Origin of the sequence: Pseudomonas sp. 14A, from assembly GCF_018132745.1 — a bacterium.
Lineage (GTDB): Bacteria > Pseudomonadota > Gammaproteobacteria > Pseudomonadales > Pseudomonadaceae > Aquipseudomonas > Aquipseudomonas mercuritolerans.
Map to the genome: position 1 here is coordinate 115,480 of NZ_JAGRQJ010000003.1, position 22,642 is coordinate 138,121.

The 22,642-nt window shown below is 61.5% G+C and carries 15 protein-coding genes and 1 tRNA gene; 10 read left to right on the top strand and 6 right to left on the bottom strand.

All coding sequences use genetic code 11. The features are described from left to right. The first annotated feature begins 13 nt into the window (after positions 1-13). Positions 14-89, top strand: a tRNA-Thr gene (locus PS14A_RS03195). A 171-nt stretch (positions 90-260) separates the two neighbouring features. Here the strand turns inward: PS14A_RS03195 and PS14A_RS03200 are convergent. Both PS14A_RS03200 and PS14A_RS03205 read right to left on the bottom strand, forming a co-directional pair. Then, a complete protein-coding gene (locus tag PS14A_RS03200) occupies positions 261-1,391 on the bottom strand; it encodes an SGNH/GDSL hydrolase family protein (RefSeq protein ID WP_212615295.1) in 1,131 nt (376 codons plus the stop codon). Further along, entirely contained in the window at positions 1,376-2,461 is a 1,086-nt protein-coding gene (locus PS14A_RS03205) for an acyltransferase (RefSeq protein WP_130910364.1), read from the bottom strand. The genes PS14A_RS03200 and PS14A_RS03205 overlap by 16 nt, the downstream gene beginning before the upstream one ends. A 419-nt stretch (positions 2,462-2,880) precedes the next feature. Here PS14A_RS03205 and PS14A_RS03210 point away from each other — a divergent pair, with 419 nt between their 5' ends. After that, positions 2,881-3,180, top strand: coding sequence for a DUF6388 family protein (locus PS14A_RS03210; protein WP_122699433.1), 300 nt, complete (start codon positions 2,881-2,883; stop codon positions 3,178-3,180). Positions 3,181-3,268: 88 nt separating this feature from the next. Here PS14A_RS03210 and nadC read toward each other — a convergent pair whose 3' ends face one another. Next, the gene (gene nadC / locus PS14A_RS03215; RefSeq protein WP_212615296.1) at positions 3,269-4,117 is read right to left on the bottom strand and encodes a carboxylating nicotinate-nucleotide diphosphorylase; all 849 of its coding nucleotides are present in this window, start codon (positions 4,115-4,117) and stop codon (positions 3,269-3,271) included. Positions 4,118-4,383: 266 nt separating this feature from the next. Between nadC and PS14A_RS03220 the strand changes: the two genes are divergently transcribed. From PS14A_RS03220 to PS14A_RS03235, 4 genes are all read left to right on the top strand, one after another. Beyond that, a complete protein-coding gene (locus tag PS14A_RS03220) occupies positions 4,384-6,561 on the top strand; it encodes a DUF1631 domain-containing protein (RefSeq protein WP_212615297.1) in 2,178 nt (725 codons plus the stop codon). 64 nt (positions 6,562-6,625) lie between these two features. Then, positions 6,626-7,186, top strand: a complete 561-nt coding sequence (gene ampD / locus PS14A_RS03225; RefSeq protein ID WP_137215527.1) for a 1,6-anhydro-N-acetylmuramyl-L-alanine amidase AmpD — start codon at positions 6,626-6,628, stop codon at positions 7,184-7,186. Further along, positions 7,183-8,022, top strand: coding sequence for a regulatory signaling modulator protein AmpE (gene ampE / locus PS14A_RS03230; protein ID WP_212615298.1), 840 nt, complete (start codon positions 7,183-7,185; stop codon positions 8,020-8,022). Before ampD ends, ampE begins: the two co-directional genes overlap by 4 nt. Before the next feature lie 262 nt (positions 8,023-8,284). After that, a complete protein-coding gene (locus tag PS14A_RS03235) occupies positions 8,285-10,315 on the top strand; it encodes a methyl-accepting chemotaxis protein (RefSeq protein ID WP_212615299.1) in 2,031 nt (676 codons plus the stop codon). A 122-nt stretch (positions 10,316-10,437) separates the two neighbouring features. Here the strand turns inward: PS14A_RS03235 and PS14A_RS03240 are convergent, their stop codons facing one another. Next, positions 10,438-11,214: a TatD family hydrolase gene (locus PS14A_RS03240; RefSeq protein WP_212615300.1), complete on the bottom strand. Its 777-nt coding sequence runs from the start codon at positions 11,212-11,214 to the stop codon at positions 10,438-10,440. 3 nt (positions 11,215-11,217) lie between these two features. Next, positions 11,218-12,213 carry a catabolite repressor/activator gene (cra, locus tag PS14A_RS03245; RefSeq protein WP_024011578.1) on the bottom strand — a complete coding sequence of 332 codons (996 nt, stop codon included), beginning with the start codon at positions 12,211-12,213 and terminating at the stop codon, positions 11,218-11,220. A gap of 305 nt (positions 12,214-12,518) precedes the next feature. Here cra and ptsP point away from each other — a divergent pair, with 305 nt between their 5' ends. The 4 genes from ptsP to PS14A_RS03265 all read left to right on the top strand — a co-directional run bounded on the left by ptsP (position 12,519) and on the right by PS14A_RS03265 (position 19,784). Next, a complete protein-coding gene (gene ptsP, locus PS14A_RS03250) occupies positions 12,519-15,380 on the top strand; it encodes a phosphoenolpyruvate--protein phosphotransferase (RefSeq protein WP_212615301.1) in 2,862 nt (953 codons plus the stop codon). Continuing rightward, positions 15,381-16,322 carry a 1-phosphofructokinase gene (gene pfkB / locus PS14A_RS03255; protein ID WP_212615302.1) on the top strand — a complete coding sequence of 314 codons (942 nt, stop codon included), beginning with the start codon at positions 15,381-15,383 and terminating at the stop codon, positions 16,320-16,322. 11 nt (positions 16,323-16,333) lie between these two features. After that, a complete protein-coding gene (locus PS14A_RS03260; protein ID WP_212615303.1) occupies positions 16,334-18,067 on the top strand; it encodes a PTS fructose-like transporter subunit IIB in 1,734 nt (577 codons plus the stop codon). 175 nt (positions 18,068-18,242) lie between these two features. Then, positions 18,243-19,784 carry an alkaline phosphatase D family protein gene (locus PS14A_RS03265; protein WP_212615304.1) on the top strand — a complete coding sequence of 514 codons (1,542 nt, stop codon included), beginning with the start codon at positions 18,243-18,245 and terminating at the stop codon, positions 19,782-19,784. 119 nt (positions 19,785-19,903) lie between these two features. On the opposite strand, the gene PS14A_RS03270 is transcribed toward PS14A_RS03265, so the two are convergent. Then, positions 19,904-22,432, bottom strand: coding sequence for a sulfite reductase flavoprotein subunit alpha (locus PS14A_RS03270; RefSeq protein ID WP_212615622.1), 2,529 nt, complete (start codon positions 22,430-22,432; stop codon positions 19,904-19,906). Positions 22,433-22,642 lie beyond the last annotated feature (210 nt).

Consider the following 22,642-nt stretch of genomic DNA (forward strand, 5'->3'; position numbering starts at 1 on the left):
GGTTTAGCCCACTGCCCGTGTAGCTCAGCCGGTAGAGCAGCGCACTCGTAACGCGAAGGTCGCAGGTTCGATTCCTGTCTCGGGCACCAACTGTACTTCTCCCTCGTTCGGGGAGTTTCGCAATTTGCCAAAAAAGGCCGCTGGTAGCGGCCTTTCCTTTTGCGTGCCTTTCGCTGCTGCGCGCTTTGATACGGGCGGCGGTGTCCTGACGTAAAGCCGGCAGGCACGCTTCACCGTGATGCCGGAGTTGTGAAAGTTGATCAGTAGTTGGGGCCAAGGAGGGCGGTCAGCACCACTTCAGCCAGAATCCGGTGACCGAAGTCGTTCGGATGATTCAGCCCGTTTCCGGTGACATCCAGATAATTTTTCCTGGACATCATCATGTCCCACGTCGACGTCATGTCGGCTACCGCCACAGAAGGGTTTTGCTTGGCCAGCTGTTTCAGCACCGGCAAATATCCTGTGATGTTCGAGCGCTTTTGAGTGAAGGTCAACGGGTTTGCCCGTAGTGGGGACACCAGAAGAATCGGCACTCTTGGCTGTTTGGCTCGAATGGCGGTAATCAGGGTTTGCATGTTTTTCCTGTATTCGTCAGGTGCGAATACGCCGCCGTCGTTCATCCCGAACGCCAACACAATCAGGTCCGACTTTTTATCGTTGACGCGATATTCAACGGCCGACACGGCGTTGATAGAGCTCCAGCCGCCGACTGCGTTATTGCGCGACTCGAACATCGACGGGTATTTGTTATTCAAATACGCCATCACAAGGCCTGTGTAACCAGGTTGATTGGGTGCTGCGTAGATGCTGGTAGCGTTGGCACCGGCGGTAATGGAGTCGCCGAAAAAGGTGATGGAAAGAGGAACAGCCCCGACAGCCTTCCTGAAGCCGCCTAAGCTTCCGATAGCGTTGGGTGTGAATGTTTCCCTCTTGTCATAAGTGATTGCGTATTGAAAGTCCTGGAACCCTGTGGCGACTCGAACGCCATAATTTTTCCGATCGCTATCATTTGTGTCCTGTGAATACCCACGAGGCGCCCGCTTGATGGCGCTGCCAAGTGTCAGCTTTATCCCTTCTTTCGTCGGTATGTAGTCCACCATAGGCTTGAACACTTGACCGTTCGCGGGGTTGTAGACCATACGGATTTTCGTGGGGGCAAACATTGTGCGGACAAAGCTGGAGCGGCCTTCCTCTGTGTAAAAGGTTTCGCCGAAAACAGTAGTCCCAGTCAGGACATGCTTGTCAGTGTGGAACTTGCTGACGACCGCAGCCCCGCAGTCAAGATTGTTGCAGGACTGGAAGCTTTCCTCGATAGGAACGCCATCCGGGCCATTTGCAGCATTAGCGGTACTGGCAATAACCAGTATCAGGGAAGTCAGGAGGTAACGCATTTAGGTTTTGCTCGCGTGTATTTTCTAATTGCCGTGTTCAGCGGCTTTTCAATAAAGAGGTGAGCGGAAATGCCGGCTACGTGGCACACCAACAGGTAGCAAGCCAGATAGATCCAGATGTTGACAGTTTGATCCAGTCCGGCGCGCATCCAGAAGAACAGGAACAGTGGCGCAACGAATCCATGGACCAGATACAGGCTGTAGGAGGCATCTCCGAGCAGGCCAAACATCTTCGATTCTTTGGTTTCCCGTTCAAGGCTCAGCGCTGCCCAGACAAGAAGGAATGCAGGCATGCCCCAGGCAACCGGGCGATAAAGCAAGCCGGGGATTTTGAGCAGCCCGTTGTGCTCTACAAACAGGAACAGCGGTATCGCCAGAACAGCAACCGCAATGGCCACGCTTCTGGGCATCAGTGTGCCCCCCGAAACCAGACGGTAAAGGAAGATGCCGAGCATGAACTCGACAATCATCGGATTTGCGAATGTCGTGGCCACCGCGCCAACTTGCGGGTTGGAAACGAGCAGCATGGCAGCGAAGAAGAAAACGACCAGGCCCACTTCCAGTGTCGCCAGTGTCTGCGCGCGGAACAGCAGCACGACGGCAATGGCGGTGTAAAACATGAACTCGACTTGCAGTGTCCATCCGATGCCGAGAATCGGAGGTCGCGTCCAGTGAGTGAATGTCAGCGTTTGCACATACCAGGCCCAGTCCATTTTTGAGCCGTTGAAGAAATAAGCCAGGTCGTTGGTGACGTTGTCGATTTTACCGTTCATGACCAGCCATGAAACGAGCACCACCACACTGATGGTGAAACAGTACATCGGCCATATCCGGGTAATCCGGCGCCACATGAAGCTTGCCGGTCCCATCAACGCTACCGCGTCTTTCCTGTACAGGCCGCCGTACAGAATGAAGGGCATGATGAAACCACTGATAATGAAGAAGATGTCAACACCGAAACCGCCGAGGTTCGTCACGCTCGAGGGGACGCCGTAAATCTGCAGGTTTGCGTGGGCGCAAACGACGAGAAACGCCGCGATAAAGCGCAGGTATTGAATGTTTTTTATCATACGTCCACTGCTATAGAAGGTTGCGTGAAGGCCGGAGAGGGGGCAGAGTCTAAACGGCTTGTTACCTTCCTGCTATTGGCAGCGAAGCGTTATAAGTGCATTCATTGGTACACCCGATTCAACGTTGGGTCATGGCATCCAATGTCTGCAATAACTCGCGGGCATTATAGGGCTGCTGTCTTGAGCGCCCGTTTGTTGTTTTTATCCGCGCAGTCATGTTCCGCAGGTCAGCTTTTTGTGCGAGAGATGTAAAGAGCCGTGTAATTCGTCATGCAAACGTCCTATATTCGGTGCCTGCATGAGCATCGCTTAGCAGTTTTCAGATGATCCCGAATGGTTCCGAAGGCCGGCCAGTCCGCGTCAGAGAGATCCTTGATGATCCAGATCCATCCTCCATTCCCAAGATCAGCGAGAACCCCATGACTGAATTGACCCAAGAGCAACGCCACGAACAAGCGCTGGAAAAATACCTTCTGGATGTGCCGGACCTGAAGGTCGAGATCAAGGACCTGAGTCCCGATGATCAGAAAGACCAGATCCAGTGGGCCTTCGAAGACGAAGCCGAAGCGCAGGGCTTGCAGCCGTGGGAGCTGACGCTCAAGTACACGAGCACGCCGGAGGAGTTCGAGGCGCAGCGCCTCGTGCTGCACAAGGAAGCGGCGGAAGTCTTGGGTGTCGAGTGGGAAGAGTACTGCGAGATGAACAATCTCGTCGTATAAAAGCAGCTATTAGTTTCGAGCGGCAAGCTGCAAGTCAAAGCAAAAGCGCTGTGGCTTGCAGCTTGTAGCTCGAAGCTTGCCGCTGCTGTCAGAGACTGAGTCTCATCGACAGGTCCACCGCTTTGACATCCTTGGTCATTGCGCCGATCGAGATGTAATCCACGCCCGTTTCGGCGATCGGCAGCAGCGTGTTTTCGTTGATGCCGCCGCTGGCTTCTAGTTTCGCGTTGCCGGCGGTCAGGCGTACCGCTTCGCGCATGTCGTCCAGGCTCAGTTCGTCGAGCATTATGATGTCGGCGCCGGCTTCCAGCGCCTGCTTCAGCTCTTCAAGACTTTCCACTTCGATCTCCACCGGTTTGCCCGGGGCGATCTTGTGCGCGGCGGCCACGGCTTCGGCGATGCCGCCGCTGGCGGCGATGTGGTTTTCCTTGATCAGGAAGGCATCGTACAGACCGATGCGGTGGTTGTGGCAGCCGCCGCAGGTCACTGCGTATTTCTGTGCCAGGCGCAGGCCGGGAAGAGTTTTGCGCGTGTCGAGCAACTTGACCTGCGTCTCGCCGACGAAGTCCGCCAGGTACTGCGCGCGCGTCGCCACGCCGGACAGCAACTGCAGGAAGTTCAGCGCGCTGCGTTCACCGGTCAGCAGTGAGCGCGCGGGGCCTTCCAGATGAAACAGAGGCTGATTGGCTTTGACCCGCTGGCCGTCGACCACTTGCCAATGCACCGCTACACGCGGATCGAGCTGGCGAAACACCGCATCGACCCACGCGGTGCCGCAGATGACGGCGTCGTCACGGGTGATGATGGTGGCTTTGGCCAGGCGTTCGGCCGGGATCAGTTGCGCGGTGATGTCGCCGCTGCCGACGTCTTCGAGCAACGCACGGCGCACGTTGTTTTCGATTTCGGCGGTCAGATCGGCGAGACGTAGATTCGGCATAACGAACTCCACAAACAAAGTGGTTCGATTATAGGGGCAGGGCGCGAGCCAACCCAAGGCGAGAACGCGCGTGCCTGACGCATCTGGTCGATTTTTCTGAGCCGAGTGCGTGGGCGTGGCGTATAGGGGAAACCCTGAGGCCTATAGCATCGTCGACATCTTTTGCCAGATAATCCGCCTTGTATTTGACGTCATGGCTTTGACGAACGACTCCGCTGGGGCAGTGTCGAAAGCGACGAACCGAATCACCGTTCCAGGAGGCTTGGATGCGCAACGACGGGAAAGTGGTGCCTTTGCACCGGGCGACTGCCGATCTGGCGGACCATTCGCCGCTTGCCCGCTTGCCGGTGATTCTGTTGCAGGTTCGCGACAAGGCGGCGCAGCAGCTGCGCCACGATTTGCAGGAGCTGTTCGATAACGCCGACGACACGCTGTTCGAAATGGCTGATCGGGCGCGCAACGACGTCGATCAGAACATCTTTTTCGAAGCCATGCGCGACCTGCGCCTCAAGCGCAAGAACATCGAGCGCGGCTTTCTTGAACTGTTCTTTGAGGCTTTCGCCAGCCTTACCCAATACGATCCCGCCGCCAACACCCTGCCACGCACGCCGGTGGTCGAAGAATCGGCGCCGCGCACCGATGCCATGGAGCGCACCGTGGCCGTGCAGACCATGGTCAGTCGCGTGCTCAAGCGCGACGGCTTCGCTCTCGATCAACTGACTGCACGCTTCAGCTCCATGCTCGGCAAGCGTCTGGACGATCAGCACAACCCGCTGAGTCCGGCGATGCTCTGTGAATATTTCCTGCAGGCCGGGCGTAACCTCGGCGTCGAGATCAAGGTCAAGCTGATCCTGCTCAAGCTGTTCGAACGCTATGTGCTGGCTGACACCGAGCAGCTGTATGGCGAGGCCAATCAGCTGTTGCTCGCCACCGGCGTGTTGCCACATCTGAAGCCCGCCGTGGCTCGTCGCATGGTCGAGCCTGCGGACAGCGACACATTGATTGAAGATCTCGACGAGCCGCCAGCGGACGAAGGCATCGAGGAAGTGTTCGCCGCGATGCAGCAATTGCTCGCCCAGGTGCGCGGCCGCGTCACACCGACCCTGGAGCCCGGCGCCCCGGCGCATCCGATCAACACCCGCGACCTGCTGCGGTTGTTGTCGCACTTGCAGCAATACGTACCGGCGCTTGAGGCTCAGGAGGATTTCGATCTGCGCCATCAGCTCGAACAACTGCTGACCCGGGTCAGCGTCAGAAGTGGCCGCTCCCGCGTCGTCGCGACTGCTGACGAAGATGTGATCAACCTGATCGCCATGGTCTTCGACTGCATCCTCGACGATCGCAACGTGCCTGACGCGCTCAAGGCGCTGATCGGCCGATTGCAGATTCCGATGCTCAAGGTCGCCGTGCTGGACAAGAGTTTCTTCAGCCGCAGCACGCACCCGGCGCGGCGCCTGCTCAACGAAATCGCCGAGGCCGCAATGGGCTGGAGCGATTGCGACGGCGCTGAGCGCGACAGCCTCTACGTGCGCATCGAGCAAGTGGTGCAGCGTTTGCTGAGCGAGTTTGTCGACGACCCGGCGATCTTCTCCGAACTGCTCGCCGACTTCCTCGCCTTCACTCAGGAAGAACGCCGTCGCACTGAACTGCTCGAACAACGCTTGCGCGATGCCGAGGAAGGCCGGGCGAAGGCCGAGCTGGCTCAGCATCGCGTTGCGCAGGCGTTGCAACAGGCGCTGCTGGGCAAAGTGCTGCCGGCGACGGTGGTGAGTTTCGTCCAGCAGGCCTGGAGCAAAGTGCTGTTGCTGACTTGCCTCAAGCACGGTGATCAGTCCGCCGAATGGCACGCCGATGTGCAGACCATGGAACAGTTGGTCTGGAGCGTGCAGCGCCATGACGACGGCGAATCCAGCCTGCGCCTGCTGGCACTGGTCCCGGGTTTGCTCAAGTCACTGCGCGATGGCCTCAGCAGCACGGCTTTCGACCCGTTTGCCACCAGCGAATTTTTCAGCGAGCTGGAGGCTCTGCACGTGCGCGTACTGGAGCGTTCCGACGAAGCCGAGCACAGCGTTACGCCGCTGATCGAAATCACGCCCGAGGTCTTGCAGCACAGCGCCGACCAGGCAGCAGCCACCCCGGCGCCGCGCCTGGCGCAAGACGCTGCCGGTCTGTCTCAGGTCGAGCAGTTGCGTGTGGGCCACTGGGTGGTGTTCGACGCAGACGACGAACAGACCTTGCGTTGCAAACTCGCCGCGATCATCGAAGAGACCGGCAAATATGTCTTCGTCGACCGCACCGGGACGAAAGTGCTGGAGCACAGCCGCACCGACCTCGCCTTGGCTTTCAGCCGTGGCGCCGCGCGTGCGCTGGATGACACCTTGCTGTTCGACCGCGCACTGGAATCGGTGCTGGGCGACCTGCGGCAACTCAATCGCGGCAAGTGATCGCGCGGCGGGGGCGGATCGCGGCATACTGGGCGCCCACATGGTCGGCGTTGAAGGAATCGGTATGCAGTTGGATCCCGCGAGCGGGTGGTGTCATGGCGTGCAGATCTGCCCGTCGCCCAACTTCAATGAGCGCCCGGCGGGCGAAGTGTCGCTGTTGGTCATCCACAACATCAGCCTGCCGCCGGCGCAATTCGCCACCGGCAAGGTCCAGGAATTTTTCCAGAATCGTCTGGATGTCACCGAACACCCGTACTTTGCAGGCATCGCTGACCTGCGCGTCTCGGCGCATTTCCTGATCGAACGTGACGGCAAGATCACCCAGTTTGTCTCCTGTCTTGCGCGGGCGTGGCATGCCGGCGTTTCGCTGTTCGAAGGCCGCGAAACCTGTAACGATTTTTCCGTGGGCATCGAGCTGGAAGGCACCGATGATCTGCCGTTTACCGACGAACAGTATCGGGCGCTGACGGCGCTGACCCGGCAGTTGCAGAAACGCTTTCCGGCGATCACCGACCAGCGTATCTGCGGCCACAGCGATATCGCTCCGGGGCGCAAGACCGATCCGGGACCGGCATTCGACTGGGCACGCTACCGCGCGGCCCTGGCAAAAGAGGAAGGACAATGAGTTTTCTGGTGTTACTGCTGGCGGTGTGGATCGAGAAATTTTCGGCCCTGCGCCATCGGCTTCAACGCGACGGCGGATGGATCCGCGAACTGCACAAACTCGAAAACAGCAAACGGCTGGCCAGGCAACCGTGGCTGGTGCTGACGATTCTGGTGCTGTGCCCGGTGGCGTTGCTGGCGCTGTTGCTGCTGGTGCTCGAACCGGTGGCGTACGGTCTGCTGGCGCTGCCGGTGCATTTGCTGGTGGTGATTTACAGCCTCGGACGCGGCGATCTGCTCGGCGGCCTCGGGCCGTTCCGCGATGCCTGGCGCCGTGAGGATCTGCAAGCGGCGGCCCACGTGGCCAAGCGCGACCTGGACATCTGCGCCGACAGCGGCGAGCAATTGCTCGAGCAAGTGCAGGGGCATCTGCTGTGGCAGGCCTACCAGAGTTTCTTTGCGGTGATCTTCTGGTATTTCCTCCTCGGCCCGGTGGCGGCATTGGCCTATCGCCTGTTGGCGCTGGCCGAAGAGCACGGCAGCACTGTGGCGCTGGTCGAGCGTGCTGCTCAGCTGCGTCATGCCTTCGATTGGGTGCCGGTGCGTTTGCTGGCGGCGAGTCTTGCATTGGTCGGCAACTTCGTCGCGGTCAGCCGGGTGATGCTGCATGAGCTGCTGAACTGGAACATCAGCGCTGCGCAGTTGATCAACAAGGTCGGCCTGGCAGCCGGGGAAGTTCCACCGCCAGTGGTCGGCCCGGACGGCATCAACACCCTCGATTGCCTGTGGGAACTGCTGCTGCGTGCGGCGGTGCTGTGGTATGCCGGGTTTGCCTTGTGGACGGTTCTGGTTCACTGATTACAGCAAGATCAAAAGATCGTCCGATCGCGGCCCGAGCCTTCGGCAGCTCTTACCTTGGAACGCATTTCCCTGTAGGAGCTGCCGAAGGCTCGGGCTGCGATCTTTTTGCTTTTGATTCGGCGATCACTGCATCGCCATTAACCTTAAGTTACAAAACCTCCCGCCGATTTACGCTATACAGAGATAGCGCCCGATAGTGGCTATCTGCTGTCGTCCCGCGCCTGCCAATAAAAACAAGAAAAACCAAGGGAGACTTCCAGTGAAGAGCTTGCTCTATCCCGCCGTCTCGCTGATGAACCGTCTGAGCTTCGGCATGAAGTTCAGCCTGATCAGCGTGCTGTTCCTGGTGCCGATGCTGGTGACCAATTTCTATCTGGTGCGCGATTCCTATCGCGAATTTCAGGGCACCCGCGTCGAACTGCAGAGCCTCGACCTGCTGGGCAGCAGCCTGACCCTGCGTCGGGATCTGGAAACCCTGAACAATCTGGTGCAGATCGATGTCAGCCTCGGCCAGTCCGGCAAGGCCGGCAATGTCGAAGCGCAGATCCAGACGCTGGAGCAGGCTGTGCTCGCGCGCCTCGAAGGGCTGACGGCGATGACCGAGGATCCCGAACAGATCAGGCAATTCGAGGCCAAGCGCGATGAAATGATCGCCGCGTTCAAGGCCCAGCAGGCGGAGAGCTCGCTGCAAAGCAAAAGCGCGTTGATCGGCAAGTTGCTGGCCAGTGCGCAGATTTTCAGCCAGATCATCACCAGTCAGGCCGGGTTGAGCCGCGATAATCAGAGCGACATTCGCCAGCTCAGCGAACTGGTCACGCTGATTACCCCTAGCGTCACGCAGACCCTCGGCGAGGGCCGGGCGATGGGTTCGTATTCGTTGGGTCAGGGCTTTCTCAACAGTTCCTCGAGCACGCGTTTTGACGAGCTGCTGGTGCAGATCGAAAAACTCCAGGCCGAGTACGCCCTGAAACTGCAGGACGCCCTCGGCTCCAGCAACGCCGCACGCGAATCCCTCAGTGCCCAGGCCGACAGCAGCAAGGCTTCGCTCAAGCAGGCCAGCGAGCTATTCGAAGAGCAAGTGGTGATGGCCGACACCCTCGATGCGCCGTGGCAGGCATTCTACGATCAGGTCACCGGGCTGATGGAACACACCTATCAGCTCAATCAGGCCACGCTGAAATTCCTCGACAACCAGTTGCAGCAGCGACTGGCGCAGAACCGCACGCACATGATTCTGCAAGCCTCGGCGCTGTCGGTGGTGTTCGTGCTGATTTTCTATCTTTATGGCGGTTTCTACGCCTCGACCCGCACCACTCTGAAAAGCCTGGGCGCGATGATGGACAAGGTCGCGGCCGGTGACATGACTGTCAACTTCAAGGCCAGCAGCCGCGATGAACTGGGCGAGTTGGGCGAGGTGTTCAATGGCACGGTGAAAAAGATTCACGACTTGATCGAACGTGTCGGTCATACCGTCGGCGAGGTCGAACGTCAGGCCGGGCAGGTGGAAAGCGTATCGGCGCAGAGCAATCAGGCGGTCGCCGGGCAACGTACGCAGATCGAACAAGTTGCGACGGCGATGAACCAGATGTCGGCGACTTCAATGGAAGTCGCTCGCAGTGCCGCCGCTGCGGTGAGCAGCGCCCACAGCGTCAACGATGAGACCCTGAGCGGTCGCGGGCTGGTGGAATCGCAGCAGGGCAGCATTGCCGCACTGGCCAGCGAAATCGATCAGTCGGTGCTGGTGATCAATCAACTGGCCAGCGACAGCCAGTCGATCAGCCGTGTGCTTGAGGTGATCAAGAGCATCGCCGAACAGACCAACCTGCTGGCGCTCAACGCCGCTATCGAAGCCGCGCGAGCCGGCGAGCAGGGGCGCGGTTTTGCCGTGGTCGCTGATGAAGTGCGCACGCTGGCCAAGCGTACCCAGCAATCGACCGAAGAAATCGAGCAGATGATCGCCAAGCTGCACGGTGGCGTCGGCGCGGCGGTGAAGGCCATGGGCGTCAGCCATCAGATGGCCAACGGCACGGTTGGCCAGTCGGAAAAAGTCCAGCAGGCGCTGGAAAACATTCTTGGCGCGGTGGGCATGATCGTCGATCAGAACCAGCAGATCGCCGCTGCCGTCGAACAGCAGACCGCCGTGGCCCATGACATCGACCAGAACATCGTCGAAATCAACCGCGCTGGCGAACGCACAGCGCAAGGTGCGCACCAGACCGAAGATGCCAGCCGCGCGCTGTCGGCGCAGGTGGTTGAGCTCAAACAACTGATCAGCGCGTTTCGTGTCTGAGCCTGACACCGTCCCCCCGTAGGAGCTGACGAGTGCAACGAGGCTGCGATCTTTTGACTTTGCCTCTGAAGATCAAAAGATCGCAGCCTCGTTGCACTCGTCAGATCCTACACGGGTACGTGTTACCAGCCGAAGACTTCGCAGCAGTTGGCGGTGCTGGCGTTGGCCAGTTGTTCAGGCGTGATATTCATCAGTTCGGCCAGCGCCGCGCAAATCGCCGGCAAATGCGCCGGGCTGTTGCGCTGGCCGGGGAACATGGCGGGGGCCATGTCTGGTGAGTCGGTTTCCAGCACCACCGATTGCAGCGGCAGTTCCGGCAGCACCCGATGCATGCGCAATGCCTGCGGCCAGGTCGGTGCGCCGCCGAGGCCCAGTTTGAAACCAAGCTTGATGTATTCCCGCGCTTCCTCGCGACTGCCGGCGAAAGCGTGGATGATGCCGGCGCGTTTGAGCTTGAAGCGTTTGAGCGTGGCGATCACCGCTGCGTGGCTGCGGCGTACGTGGATCAGCGCCGGCAACTCGAAATCCGCCGCCAGTTGAAGCTGCGCTTCGAACAACGCTTGCTGGCGTTCGCGATCCAGGGTTTCGATGAAGTAATCCAGACCGATCTCGCCCACCGCGCATAACTGCCGATGCCCGCGCAACCGCGTCAGCCAGTCACCCAGCGCATGCAAATCCTCGGGGCGATGCTGATCGAGAAACACCGGGTGCAATCCGAACGCCGCGTACAGGTCGGCATCGCTCTGCACCAGATCCCACACCCGTTGCCAGTTGCCCTGATGCACGCCCAGCACGACGATGCGCCGCACGCCGAGGGCGCGGCTTTCGGCCAGCAACTCTGCGCGATCGGCGTCGAAGTCGGGGAAGTCGAGGTGAGTGTGGCTGTCGATCAGCTCCACGATTCAGTCCCGATGAATACGCTGCTTGAAGGTCCGCGCAATGGCTTGCACACCCGGTTGGTAGTCGTCCTGCTCCACGGCGGCCAGCGCCAGTTCCAGGGCCTTGTCGGCGATCAACTGGTGTTGCTGGGACATGGCATTGACCGGCAGCGGCAGGAAATCCAGCAACTGCGTGTCGCCGAAGGTGCCGAGGCGCAGCGGCCGTGATTTCAACGGGAAATCATGCAGCGCATCGAACACGCCTTGCAGCAGCACGTAGGAAGTGGTCACCAGCGCGTCAGGCAAATGCCCCAGACGCTGCAGGAGTTCTTCCATCAATTGCTTGCCGCACTCGCGGCTGAACGACTCGGCGTGCTCGACCAGCACCTCGCCTTTGAAATCGTTGAGCGCTGCGCGGAAACCGGCGGCACGTTCCTGGCTGATGCTCAGCTCCGGGCGGGCGCCGAGGAGCACGATCTGCTTGGGCTGCGGATCGAGCAGGCTCTGGGTCAGGTGCAGGCTGGCCTCGCGGTCGTCGCTGATCACCGAGCAGAAATGCTCCGGCTCCATGACCCGGTCGATGGCGATGATCGGCAGACCCTTGGCCTGCAACTGGCGGTAGCTGTCATCGCCGGCCGGCAGGCAACTGGCGACGATCAGCGCATCGCAGCGACGGGCACGGAACAGTTGCAGCAACTGCCGCTCGCTGTCCGGCGCATCGTCGGAGCTGGCAATCAACAGTTGATAGCCGCGAGCCCGCGCTCCTTGCTCGAGCAATTTGGCGATGCGCGCGTAACTGGGGTTTTCCAGATCCGGCAGGATAAAACCCAGGGTGCGCGTGTGCCGACTGCGCAGGCCGGCCGCTTGCGGATTGGGCGTGAAGCCGTGCAGATCGACCACCGCGCGCACGCGCTCGACGGTCGCGTTGCTGATGCGTTGCTGTTCGGCCTTGCCGTTGATGACGTAGCTGGCGGTGGTGACGGAGACGCCGGCCAACCGCGCGATATCACTGAGTTTCAACCCGGTATTTCCTTGTTTTTTCGAGCATGCCGCGACATTTTCGCCAATCCTACCCGATAAGGGCAGCCGACTTATTGCCTACGCGCTTCCGACAAGTTGGACTTCAAGGATGAGACATTATCGAGTAACGTGCCGATCAATCTAGATTAAACGTTTCAGCAAGCGTATTTTCTACGTTTTAGATGCCTTTGGCCGGTCCTGCCGTGAAACCGCCAAAACTGCCGCTGAAAAGCGCGGCAGAGCGCCTAAGCTGTGAACCATTCAAAACAATACCTGGCGTTGAACTGCGCCAAAAAGGAGATCGCATGCTCGAGCTCACTATAGAGCAGATATCCATGGGCCAGTCGGCCGTGGATAAACCCGCTGCCCTGCAATTGCTGGCCAGTCATCTGGTTGCCGACGGTCTGGTTGCCGACGGCTACCTCGCCGGCCTGCAGGCCCGGGAAGCCCAGGGCTCGACCTTTCTCGGTCAAGGCATCGCCATTCCCCACGGTACGCCGGAAACCCGCGATCAGGTATTCGCCACCGGCGTGCGCCTGATGCAGTTTCCCGACGGCGTCGACTGGGGCGATGGCCAGATCGTTTATCTGGCCATCGGCATCGCGGCGAAATCCGACGAACACCTGCGCCTGCTGCAACTACTGACCCGCGCCCTCGGCGAGACCGATCTGGGCCAGGCCTTGCGTCGCGCCAGCTCCCCCGAAGCGCTGCTTAAACTGTTGCAAGGCGCGCCGCAGGAACTGGCGCTGGATGCGCAGATGATCGGCCTCGGCGTGTCGGCCGACGATTTCGAAGAACTGGTCTGGCGCGGCGCACGTCTGCTGCGTCAGGCCGATTGTGTGAGCAACGGCTTTGCCGGCGTGTTGCAGCAAGTCGAAGCGCTGCCACTGGGCGATGGCCTGTGGTGGCTGCACAGCGAGCAGACCGTGAAGCGTCCGGGGCTGGCGTTCGTCACCCCGGACAAACCGATGCGCTACCTCGGCCAGCCGCTCAGCGGACTGTTCTGCCTCGCCAGTCTGGGCGAAGCGCATCAGGCGTTGCTCGAGCGTTTGTGCGCGTTGCTGATCGAAGGTCGCGGCCACGAACTGGGCCGCGCCACCAGCAGCCGCAAAGTTCTCGAAGTGCTCGGCGGTGAACTGCCGGCCGACTGGCCGAGTGCACGTATTGCCCTGGCCAATGCCCATGGTTTGCACGCACGACCAGCGAAGATTCTTGCGCAACTGGCGAAGAGTTTTGATGGCGAAATCCGCGTGCGCATCGTCGACAGCCAGGACAGCGCCGTGTCGGTGAAGAGCCTGAGCAAACTGCTCAGTCTCGGCGCCCGCCGCGGTCAGGTGCTGGAGCTGATCGCCGAGCCGAGCATCGCCGCCGATGCCTTGCCGGCCCTGCTCGCGGCGATTGAAGAAGGCCTCGGTGAGGAAGTCGAGCCGCTGCCGGCCGTGAGTCAGCAGCGCGAAGTGATCGCCGACATCGCCGAAGTATTGATCGCGCCGGCCTCCGGCAGCCTGTTGCAGGCGATTCCTGCCGCACCGGGCATCGCCATCGGTCCTGCGCACATTCAGGTGCTGCAAGCCATCGATTACCCGTTGCGCGGCGAATCTGCCGCGATCGAGCGCGAGCGCCTCAAGCAAGCGCTGAGCGACGTGCGCCGCGACATCCAAGGCTTGATCGAACGCAGCAAGGCCAAGGCGATTCGCGAGATTTTCATCACTCACCAGGAAATGCTCGACGACCCGGATCTGACCGACGAAGTCGACACCCGCCTCAAGCAAGGCGAAAGCGCCGAAGCGGCGTGGATGGCGGTGATCGAAGCCGCCGCCAAACAGCAGGAATCGCTGCAGGACGCTTTGCTCGCCGAGCGTGCCGCCGATCTGCGTGACATCGGTCGACGGGTGCTGGCGCAATTGTGTGGCGTGCAGACCGCGAACGAACCTGAGCAACCGTACATTCTGGTGATGGACGAAGTCGGCCCGTCCGATGTCGCGCGCCTGGATCCTGCGCGAGTGGCAGGGATTCTCACCGCGCGCGGCGGTGCTACCGCGCACAGCGCCATCGTCGCCCGCGCGCTCGGTATTCCAGCACTGGTCGGCGCGGGTGCAGCGGTGCTGTTGCTCGAGCCCGGCACGCCGCTGTTGCTCGACGGTCAGCGTGGCCGTCTGCATGTCGACGCCGATGCCGCGACCCTCAAGCGTGCCGCTGAAGAGCGCGACACCCGCGAGCAACGCCTGAAGATCGCCGCCGAACAACGCCATCAACCGGCACACACCACCGACGGCCACGCCGTCGAAGTGTTCGCCAACATCGGCGAAAGCGCAGGCGTGACCAGCGCGGTGGAGCAGGGCGCCGAAGGCATTGGTCTGCTGCGCACCGAACTGATTTTCATGGCCCACCCACAGGCACCGGATGAGGCAACCCAGGAAGTCGAATACCGTCGCGTCCTCGATGGTCTGGCCGGGCGGCCGCTGGTGGTGCGTACGCTCGATGTCGGCGGCGACAAACCGCTGCCGTATTGGCCGATCGCCAAGGAAGAAAACCCGTTCCTCGGCGTGCGCGGTATTCGCCTGACCCTGCAGCGGCCGCAGATCATGGAAGCGCAACTGCGCGCCTTGCTGCGCTCGGCCGACAACCGTCCGCTGCGAATCATGTTCCCGATGGTCGGCAGCGTCGAAGAGTGGCGTCAGGCCCGCGACATGACCGAGCGTCTGCGCAAGGAAATTCCGGTCGCCGACCTGCAATTGGGGATCATGATCGAGGTGCCATCGGCCGCATTGCTCGCGCCGGTACTGGCCAAGGAAGTCGACTTCTTCAGCGTTGGCACCAACGACCTGACCCAATACACCTTGGCCATCGACCGTGGTCATCCGACCCTGTCGGCGCAAGCTGACGGCTTGCACCCGGCGGTCCTGCAACTGATCGACATCACCGTGCGCGCCGCCCATGCCCATGGCAAATGGGTGGGCGTCTGCGGCGAACTGGCGGCTGATCCGCTGGCGGTGCCGGTGCTGGTCGGCCTCGGTGTCGACGAACTCAGCGTGTCCGGGCGCAGCATTGCCGAAGTCAAGGCGCGCATCCGTGAACTCAGCCTGACCCAGGCGCAAACCCTCGCCCAACAGGCCCTGGCCGTGGGCAGCGCGAATGAAGTACGCGCATTAGTGGAGGCCCTGTAAATGGCCAAGATTCTCACCCTGACCCTTAACCCGGCACTCGACCTCACTGTCGAGCTGTCGCGGCTGGATGCCGGTCAGGTCAATCGCAGCGAGGAAATGCACACCCACGCTGCGGGCAAAGGCGTCAATGTCGCCCAGGTGCTGGCGGATCTCGGCCATCAGGTCACCGTCAGCGGCTTTCTCGGCGAAGACAATCAGCAAGCGTTCGAAACCCTGTTCGCCAAGCGCGGTTTCGTCGACGCGTTCATCCGCGTGCCGGGCGAGACGCGCAGCAACATCAAAGTCGCCGAGCAGGACGGGCGCATCACCGACATCAACGGTCCGGGGCCAATGGTCGATGCAGCGGCGCAGCAAGCCTTGCTTGATCGCTTGCAGCAGATCGCACCGGGGCACGATGCGGTGGTGGTCGCCGGCAGTCTGCCGCGTGGCGTCACTGCGCAGTGGTTGCGTGAGCTGATTGAAAGGTTGAACGCGCTCGGCTTGAAAGTCGCCCTCGACTCCAGCGGCGAAGCCTTGCGCGCGGCGTTGCAGGCCAGCCCGTGGCTGATCAAGCCGAACACCGAGGAACTCGCCGACGCATTAGGTTGCGAAGTGGTCTCGCCAATCGCTGAAGCACAAGCCGCTGCACGCTTGCACGGCCAAGGCATCGAGCACGTGGTGATTTCCCACGGCGCCGACGGGGTCAACTGGTTCAGTGTCGGCTCGGCCCTGCATGCCTCGCCGCCGAAGGTCAGCGTGGCCAGCACGGTCGGTGCCGGCGATTCGTTGCTGGCTGGCATGCTTCACGGTCTGCTCAGTGCTGATACGCCGGAGCAAACCCTGCGCACCGCCACCGCGATTGCGGCGATGGCGGTGACCCAGATCGGTTTTGGTATCAACGACGCAGCGCAACTGGCGCAGCTCGAACAGGGCGTGCGCGTGCGCCCCCTGACAGAACAATAAGAGGGTTTGTCATGAAGTTAGCCATTGTTACGGCTTGCCCGAACGGCATGGTCACCAGTGTGCTGTGCGCGCGTCTGCTCGATGCAGCGGCGCAGCGTCAGGGCTGGAGCACCAGCGTTGAAGTGGTCGATCCGGCGCACCCGGAACGCGAATTGTCGGCGGCGACCATCGAAGCCGCCGAGTGGGTGTTGCTGGTCACCACTGGCGCGGTGGACATGAGTCGCTTCGTCGGCAAGCGCGTGTTCCAGATCGCTCCGGCGCAGGCCTTGCAGGATGTCGAAGCGGTGCTGCGTCGCGGTGCCGAAGAGGCCGAAGTCTACGTCGCCAGCGCAGTCGAACCGGCTATTGATGCGCCACGTGCGCCGCGCATCGTCGCCATCACCGCCTGCCCGACCGGCGTTGCTCACACCTTCATGGCCGCCGAAGCGTTGCAGCAGACTGCCAAGCGCCTGGGCTATGAATTGCAGGTCGAAACCCAAGGCTCGGTCGGCGCGAAAACCCCACTCAGCGCAACGGCCATCGCCGAGGCTGACGTGGTGTTGCTGGCGGCGGATATCGACGTCGCCACCGAGCGTTTCGCCGGCAAAAAGATCTATCGCTGCGGCACGGGCGTTGCGCTGAAGCAGTCTGAAGCGACTTTGAAAAAAGCCTTGGCCGAAGGCGCTGTCGAAAGTGGGGCAAGCGACGGCAAGGCCCCGGCCAAGTCCGAGAAAACCGGCGTCTACAAGCACCTGCTCACGGGTGTGTCGTACATGCTGCCAATGGTGGTGGCGGGTGGTTTGCTGATCGCGTTGTCCTTTGTGTTCGGCATCACCGCGTACAAGGAAGAAGGCACGCTGGCGGCGGCACTGATGCAGATCGGCGGCGAAACCGCGTTCAAGCTGATGGTGCCGCTGCTGGCCGGGTACATCGCTTACTCGATTGCCGACCGCCCGGGCCTGGCGCCGGGGATGATCGGCGGCTTGCTCGCAGGCACTCTGGGCGCTGGATTCATCGGCGGGATCATTGCCGGCTTCATCGCCGGTTATGCGGCCAAAGCCATCGCCCGCTATGTGAAATTGCCGCAGAGCCTGGAAGCGTTGAAGCCGATTCTGATCATCCCGTTGCTGGCCAGTCTGGCCACCGGCCTGGTGATGATTTACGTGGTCGGCAAACCGGTCGCCGGCATGCTCGCGGCGCTTACGCAGTTCCTCGACAGCATGGGCACCACCAACGCGATTCTGCTCGGCGTGTTGCTCGGCGGCATGATGTGCGTCGACCTCGGCGGGCCGATCAACAAGGCTGCCTATGCGTTTTCGGTGGGGCTGCTGGCCTCGCAGAGTTACGCACCGATGGCCGCGACCATGGCCGCCGGCATGGTGCCGCCGATTGGCTTGGGCATCGCCACCTTCATTGCCCGGCGCAAGTTCGCCCAGACCGAGCGCGAGGCCGGCAAAGCGGCCTTCGTGCTCGGTTTGTGCTTCATCTCCGAAGGGGCTATTCCGTTCGCTGCGAAAGATCCGCTGCGGGTGATCCCGGCGAGCATCGCCGGCGGCGCGCTGACCGGCGCCTTGTCGATGTACTTCGGCTGCAAACTGATGGCGCCGCACGGTGGCTTGTTCGTGCTGGCGATCCCGAATGCAATCAACCATGCGCTGCTGTATCTGCTGGCGATTGTTGCGGGGAGTCTGGTCACGGCGGTGGTGTATGCGCTGCTCAAACGGCCTGAGGCTGTCGAACTACCGCTGGAGCCCGCCAAGGCCTGACCGACAACACCAAATCCCTGTGGGAGCGAGCCTGCTCGCGAATGCAATCTACCAGCGACATGTATGTAGACTGGCACACCGCTTTCGCGAGCAGGCTCGCTCTCACAATGGTTAGTGGTGTCATGGCGAGTTCATATAGGCATGCTTAAGTTTTCCCTTTTACAGGGAGAACACCATGAGCGATTTCAATCTCGGTCGGCGTCGCGTCATGCAAGCGGTCGGCGCCGGGCTGTTGCTGCCGGGGCTGGCGCCGGCGGTGATTGCTTCGGTCAAGGATCGTCCCCAGCTCACCGACGGCGTGCAGTCTGGCGACCTGCTCGGCGACCGCGCGATGATCTGGAGCCGCAGCGATCGCCCGGCGCGCATGGTGGTCGAGTGGGACACCGGCAGCCTGTTCGGCAACCCGCGCAAATTCGTCTCGCCACTGGCCGATGCGCGCAGCGATTTCACCGCCCGCGTCGAACTCACCGGCCTGCCGGCCAACCAGGCAATCTTCTATCGCGTGCACTTCGAAGATGCGCAGAGTGGCGTCGCCAGCGAACCGTGGTTCGGCCATCTGCGCAGCGTGCCAACGGCCAGGCGCGACATCCGTTTTGTCTGGAGCGGTGACACCGTCGGCCAAGGCTTCGGGATCAATCCGGACATCGGCGGCATGCGTATCTACGAAGCGATGCGCCTGCGCCTGCCGGACTTCTTTATCCACAGCGGCGACACCATCTACGCCGACGGCCCGGTGCCCGCGCAACTGACCACCGAAAGCGGGCGCATCTGGCGCAATATCACCACCGAAGCCAAGAGCAAAGTCGCGCAGACCCTCGACGATTATCGCGGCAACTATCGCTACAACCTGATGGACGAAAACATCCGCCGCTTCAACGCCGAAGTGCCGCAGATCTGGCAGTGGGACGACCACGAAGTGGTCAACAACTGGTCGCCGGGCAAGCAGCTGGATGAGCGTTATCAGGAGAAAGATATCCACAAGCTGGTCGGCCGCGCCCGGCAGGCGTGGCTGGAATATGCGCCGATGCGCTTGCAGGCGGCGGACGGCGGCGGGCGCATTTATCGCAAGCTCAGTTACGGGCCGATGCTCGACGTATTCGTGCTGGATATGCGCAGCTATCGCGAAGCCAACGATGCCAACCTGGGCGCGGCAAAACCGTTTCTCGGCCGTGAACAGCTGGACTGGCTCAAGCGTGAATTGCAGGCGTCGACGGCGCAGTGGAAAGTCATCGCCGCCGACATGCCCATCGGCCTTGGCGTCCCGGACGGCGAGGTCAGCCCAGGCGTTGCACGCTGGGAAGCCGTGGCCAACGGCGACCCCGGCCCGGCGCAGGGGCGCGAACTGGAAATTGCCGAATTGCTCGGCTTTCTGCGCTCGCAGCAGGTGCGCAATTTCGTGTTTCTGACGGCGGACGTGCACTACTGCGCGGCGCATCACTACCACCCGGACCGCGCCGCGTTCCAGGATTTCGAACCGTTCTGGGAATTCGTCGCCGGGCCGTTGAACGCCGGCAGTTTCGGGCCGAATCCACTGGACAAGACATTTGGGCCTGAGGTGGTGTTCGAGAAAGCACCGCCCGCACAGAACACCTCGCCGTTTGCCGGGTTTCAGTTTTTTGGCGAGGTGAATATCGAAGGGCAGAGCGGGGAGATGAGTGTGGTGTTGCGGGATCTGGATGGCATCGCTGTTTTCGAACAGAAACTCCAACCGGTCTGAGCACCGCGTCCCCTGTGGGAGCGAGCCTGCTCGCGAAAGCGGACTTACAGCCAACACCAATGTTGACTGTTAAATCGCCTTCGCGAGCAGGCTCGATCCCACAAGGGGATGGTGTTTGGTCAGTAAACGTCCCGGCGATAGCGGCCCTGTTCGATCAGGCGTTCGACTTCGGCGCTGCCGAGGATATCGTTGAGGGCCTGGTCTACGCCTGAGGCCATCCCTTGAAGGCTGCCGCAGATATAGATAACGGCACCATCAGCCAACCACTTCTTCAATTCATCCGCAGACTCACGCAAGCGATCCTGCACATAAACCTTCTCAGCCTGATCCCGCGAAAACGCCAGGTCCAGTCGCGCCAGATCACCATTGACCAGCCACTCTTCCAGCTCGGCGCGGCAGAGGAAATCGTGCTCACGGTTGCGCTCGCCGAACAGCAGCCACTGCCGTTGCTGGCCATCGGCAATGCGTGCCTTGAGCAGGCTGCGCAGGCCGGCCAGGCCGGTGCCGTTGCCCAGCAGGATCATCGGCACGGGTTCGTTAGGCAGATGGAAACCGCTGTTGCGCCGCACGCGCAGGCTGATGCTGCCGCCCACTGGCGCGTGTTCGGTGAGCCAGCCGGAGCCGATGCCGAGGCTGCCGTCGTTGTGCAGTTCCTGGCGCACGATCAGTTCCAGCACGCCGTCAGCGGCAATCGAGGCGATCGAGTATTCGCGCATCGCCAGCGGCACCATCGCGTCGACCAGCGACTGCGCATGCAAACCGACCAGATGTGCGCGGTGTTCGGGCAATTGCCGTGAGGCGAGGGCCACTTCCAGGGGCTCGTCGATGCCGTTGACCTTCACCGGGGTCTCGCCCCGAATGCCGAGGCCGTCGAGGAAATGTTCGATGGCCCACGGGCAGTTGCGTGGCAGCACTTCGACCAGATCACCGGCCAGCCAGCTGCGGGTGTCCGGGGCTTTGAGGCCGAGCAGGTAGACCGGCGCACCGCTGCTGTCGGGGTTCATCAGTTCGCGACGGACCAGCGTCCAGTTGTCGTAGCTCGGTGCTTGCCAGGTTTCGCTCGGCGCCTGTCCGGTGAGCTGGCCGAGTTGGGTTTGCCAGTGACGCAGCGCGTAGGGATCGCCGCTGTCGACTTCCACCGGGGCGAACAACGTTTTGCCGCCGTGCTCGCCGAGCCATTGATGCAGGCGTTTGGCGAAGCCGCAGAAGTGCGCGTACTGCCGATCGCCGAGGCCGAGCACGGCGTAGTTGAGGCTGTCGAGCGTCGAGGCGTTGGCCAGCACTTTGCGTTCGAAACCACGGGCGCTGTCCGGCGCTTCGCCGTCGCCGAAGGTGCTGACCACGAACAATGCGTTGTTCGAGTCCCGCAGATCCTGTTCGCTCAGATTGGCCAGCGGCTGCACGTTGACCGGCAATCCGGCGGCCTGCAATTGTCCGGCGGTCTGCCACGCCAATTGTTCGGCGAAACCGCTCTGGCTGGCGAAGCCGATCAGCCATGCCGAAGCATCGGCGGACGGTTGCGCGAGGCCTTGGCGGGCATCCTTGATCTGCTTTTTCTTGCGTCGACGATCGAGGTATAGCAGCCAGCCAGTGATGAAGAACAGCGGCATGCACACCGCCGCAATCGTCACGATGATGCGCCCGACGAGGCCGAAATAACTTCCGACGTGCAGTGCATAAATGCTGGTCAGCAGTTGGGCCTTGAAGCTTTTGTCGGCATAGCGGTCGACGCGTTTGACCACGCCGGTCGCCGGGTCGAGGGTGATCTGATTCAGCGCGCGGTCATGGGGCGAGCTGTCGAGCAGGTAGAACACCGTCGCCGGCTGGCCGGCCACCGCCGGCATGCGAATGTTGTACCCGGCCAGACCCGGGCCGGCAGCGCTGTAGATGCTGCTCCACATCGCCGCGTAGTCGGCGGTCGGTGCCGGACCTTCCGGCGCCGGGCCGCGACCGCCGCGTACGCGTTCGTTTTGCGGCGCGTCGGAAAGCAGTCGGGTCAGGCCTTTGTTGTACCACTCGTACGACCATGACAAGCCGGTCAACGCCAGCAGCAGATAGACCAAAAGGCACCAGGTGCCGGCCACCGAGTGCAGATCCCAATTGAACGCGCGGCCTTTCTTTTTCCAGTCCAGGGTCAACCACACGCGCCAGCTGTTCCACTGACGCGGCCAACGCAAATACAGACCAGAAAGGCAGAAGAACAACAGCATCAAGGTGCAGGCGCCGGTGATGTTGCGCCCGGTGTCGCCCATGGCGAGGAAGCGGTGCAGTTGCAGCATCAGGCCAAAGAAGTCCTGGCCGGTGGCGTCGCCCTTGAATTCGGCGGTGTACGGGTCGAAGTAGCGCATTTCGCCACGCCGTTCGCCCTTGGGCGGCGTGAAGAATACCCGTGCGGCGTGACCGCTGTCGGTCTCGACCCAGAGCATCGCGACTTTCTTGCCGGACGCGGCTTCAATGCGCTCCACCAGTTCCACTGGCGGCAGCACGCCGGCGACCTGCTTTTCCACCTGCAGAACGGACGGATTCAGCGCGCGCAGGATCTCGTCCTGAAACGAATAGGCCGCGCCGGTGATGCCCATCAGAGCCAGCGCCAGCCCTGCGGTGATGCCAAAAAACCAGTGCAACTGGAACAGGGTTTTCTTCAACACGTCACTCGCCGTCCGTTCGGAAATTGTCATCACGGCGCGCATTATGCCGTGGGTTATCAAGATGCGTTTTGCGTAACACACGAAAGCCCCGTTCAACTGAATGAACGGGGCCTGATCCGTTTCGCAGATCTTATGTGGGAGCGAGCTTGCTCGCGAAGGCGTCGTGTCAGTCAGCATCGACTTCACTGAGCCACCGCTTTCGCGAGCAAG

Coding starts and splice junctions, on each gene's coding strand:
- PS14A_RS03200 (WP_212615295.1), bottom strand. CDS start 1,391: ATGCGTTACCTCCTGACTTCCCTGATACTGGTTATTGCCAGTACCGCT.
- PS14A_RS03205 (WP_130910364.1), bottom strand. CDS start 2,461: ATGATAAAAAACATTCAATACCTGCGCTTTATCGCGGCGTTTCTCGTC.
- PS14A_RS03210 (WP_122699433.1), top strand. CDS start 2,881: ATGACTGAATTGACCCAAGAGCAACGCCACGAACAAGCGCTGGAAAAA.
- nadC (WP_212615296.1), bottom strand. CDS start 4,117: ATGCCGAATCTACGTCTCGCCGATCTGACCGCCGAAATCGAAAACAAC.
- PS14A_RS03220 (WP_212615297.1), top strand. CDS start 4,384: ATGCGCAACGACGGGAAAGTGGTGCCTTTGCACCGGGCGACTGCCGAT.
- ampD (WP_137215527.1), top strand. CDS start 6,626: ATGCAGTTGGATCCCGCGAGCGGGTGGTGTCATGGCGTGCAGATCTGC.
- ampE (WP_212615298.1), top strand. CDS start 7,183: ATGAGTTTTCTGGTGTTACTGCTGGCGGTGTGGATCGAGAAATTTTCG.
- ptsP (WP_212615301.1), top strand. CDS start 12,519: ATGCTCGAGCTCACTATAGAGCAGATATCCATGGGCCAGTCGGCCGTG.
- pfkB (WP_212615302.1), top strand. CDS start 15,381: ATGGCCAAGATTCTCACCCTGACCCTTAACCCGGCACTCGACCTCACT.
- PS14A_RS03260 (WP_212615303.1), top strand. CDS start 16,334: ATGAAGTTAGCCATTGTTACGGCTTGCCCGAACGGCATGGTCACCAGT.
- PS14A_RS03265 (WP_212615304.1), top strand. CDS start 18,243: ATGAGCGATTTCAATCTCGGTCGGCGTCGCGTCATGCAAGCGGTCGGC.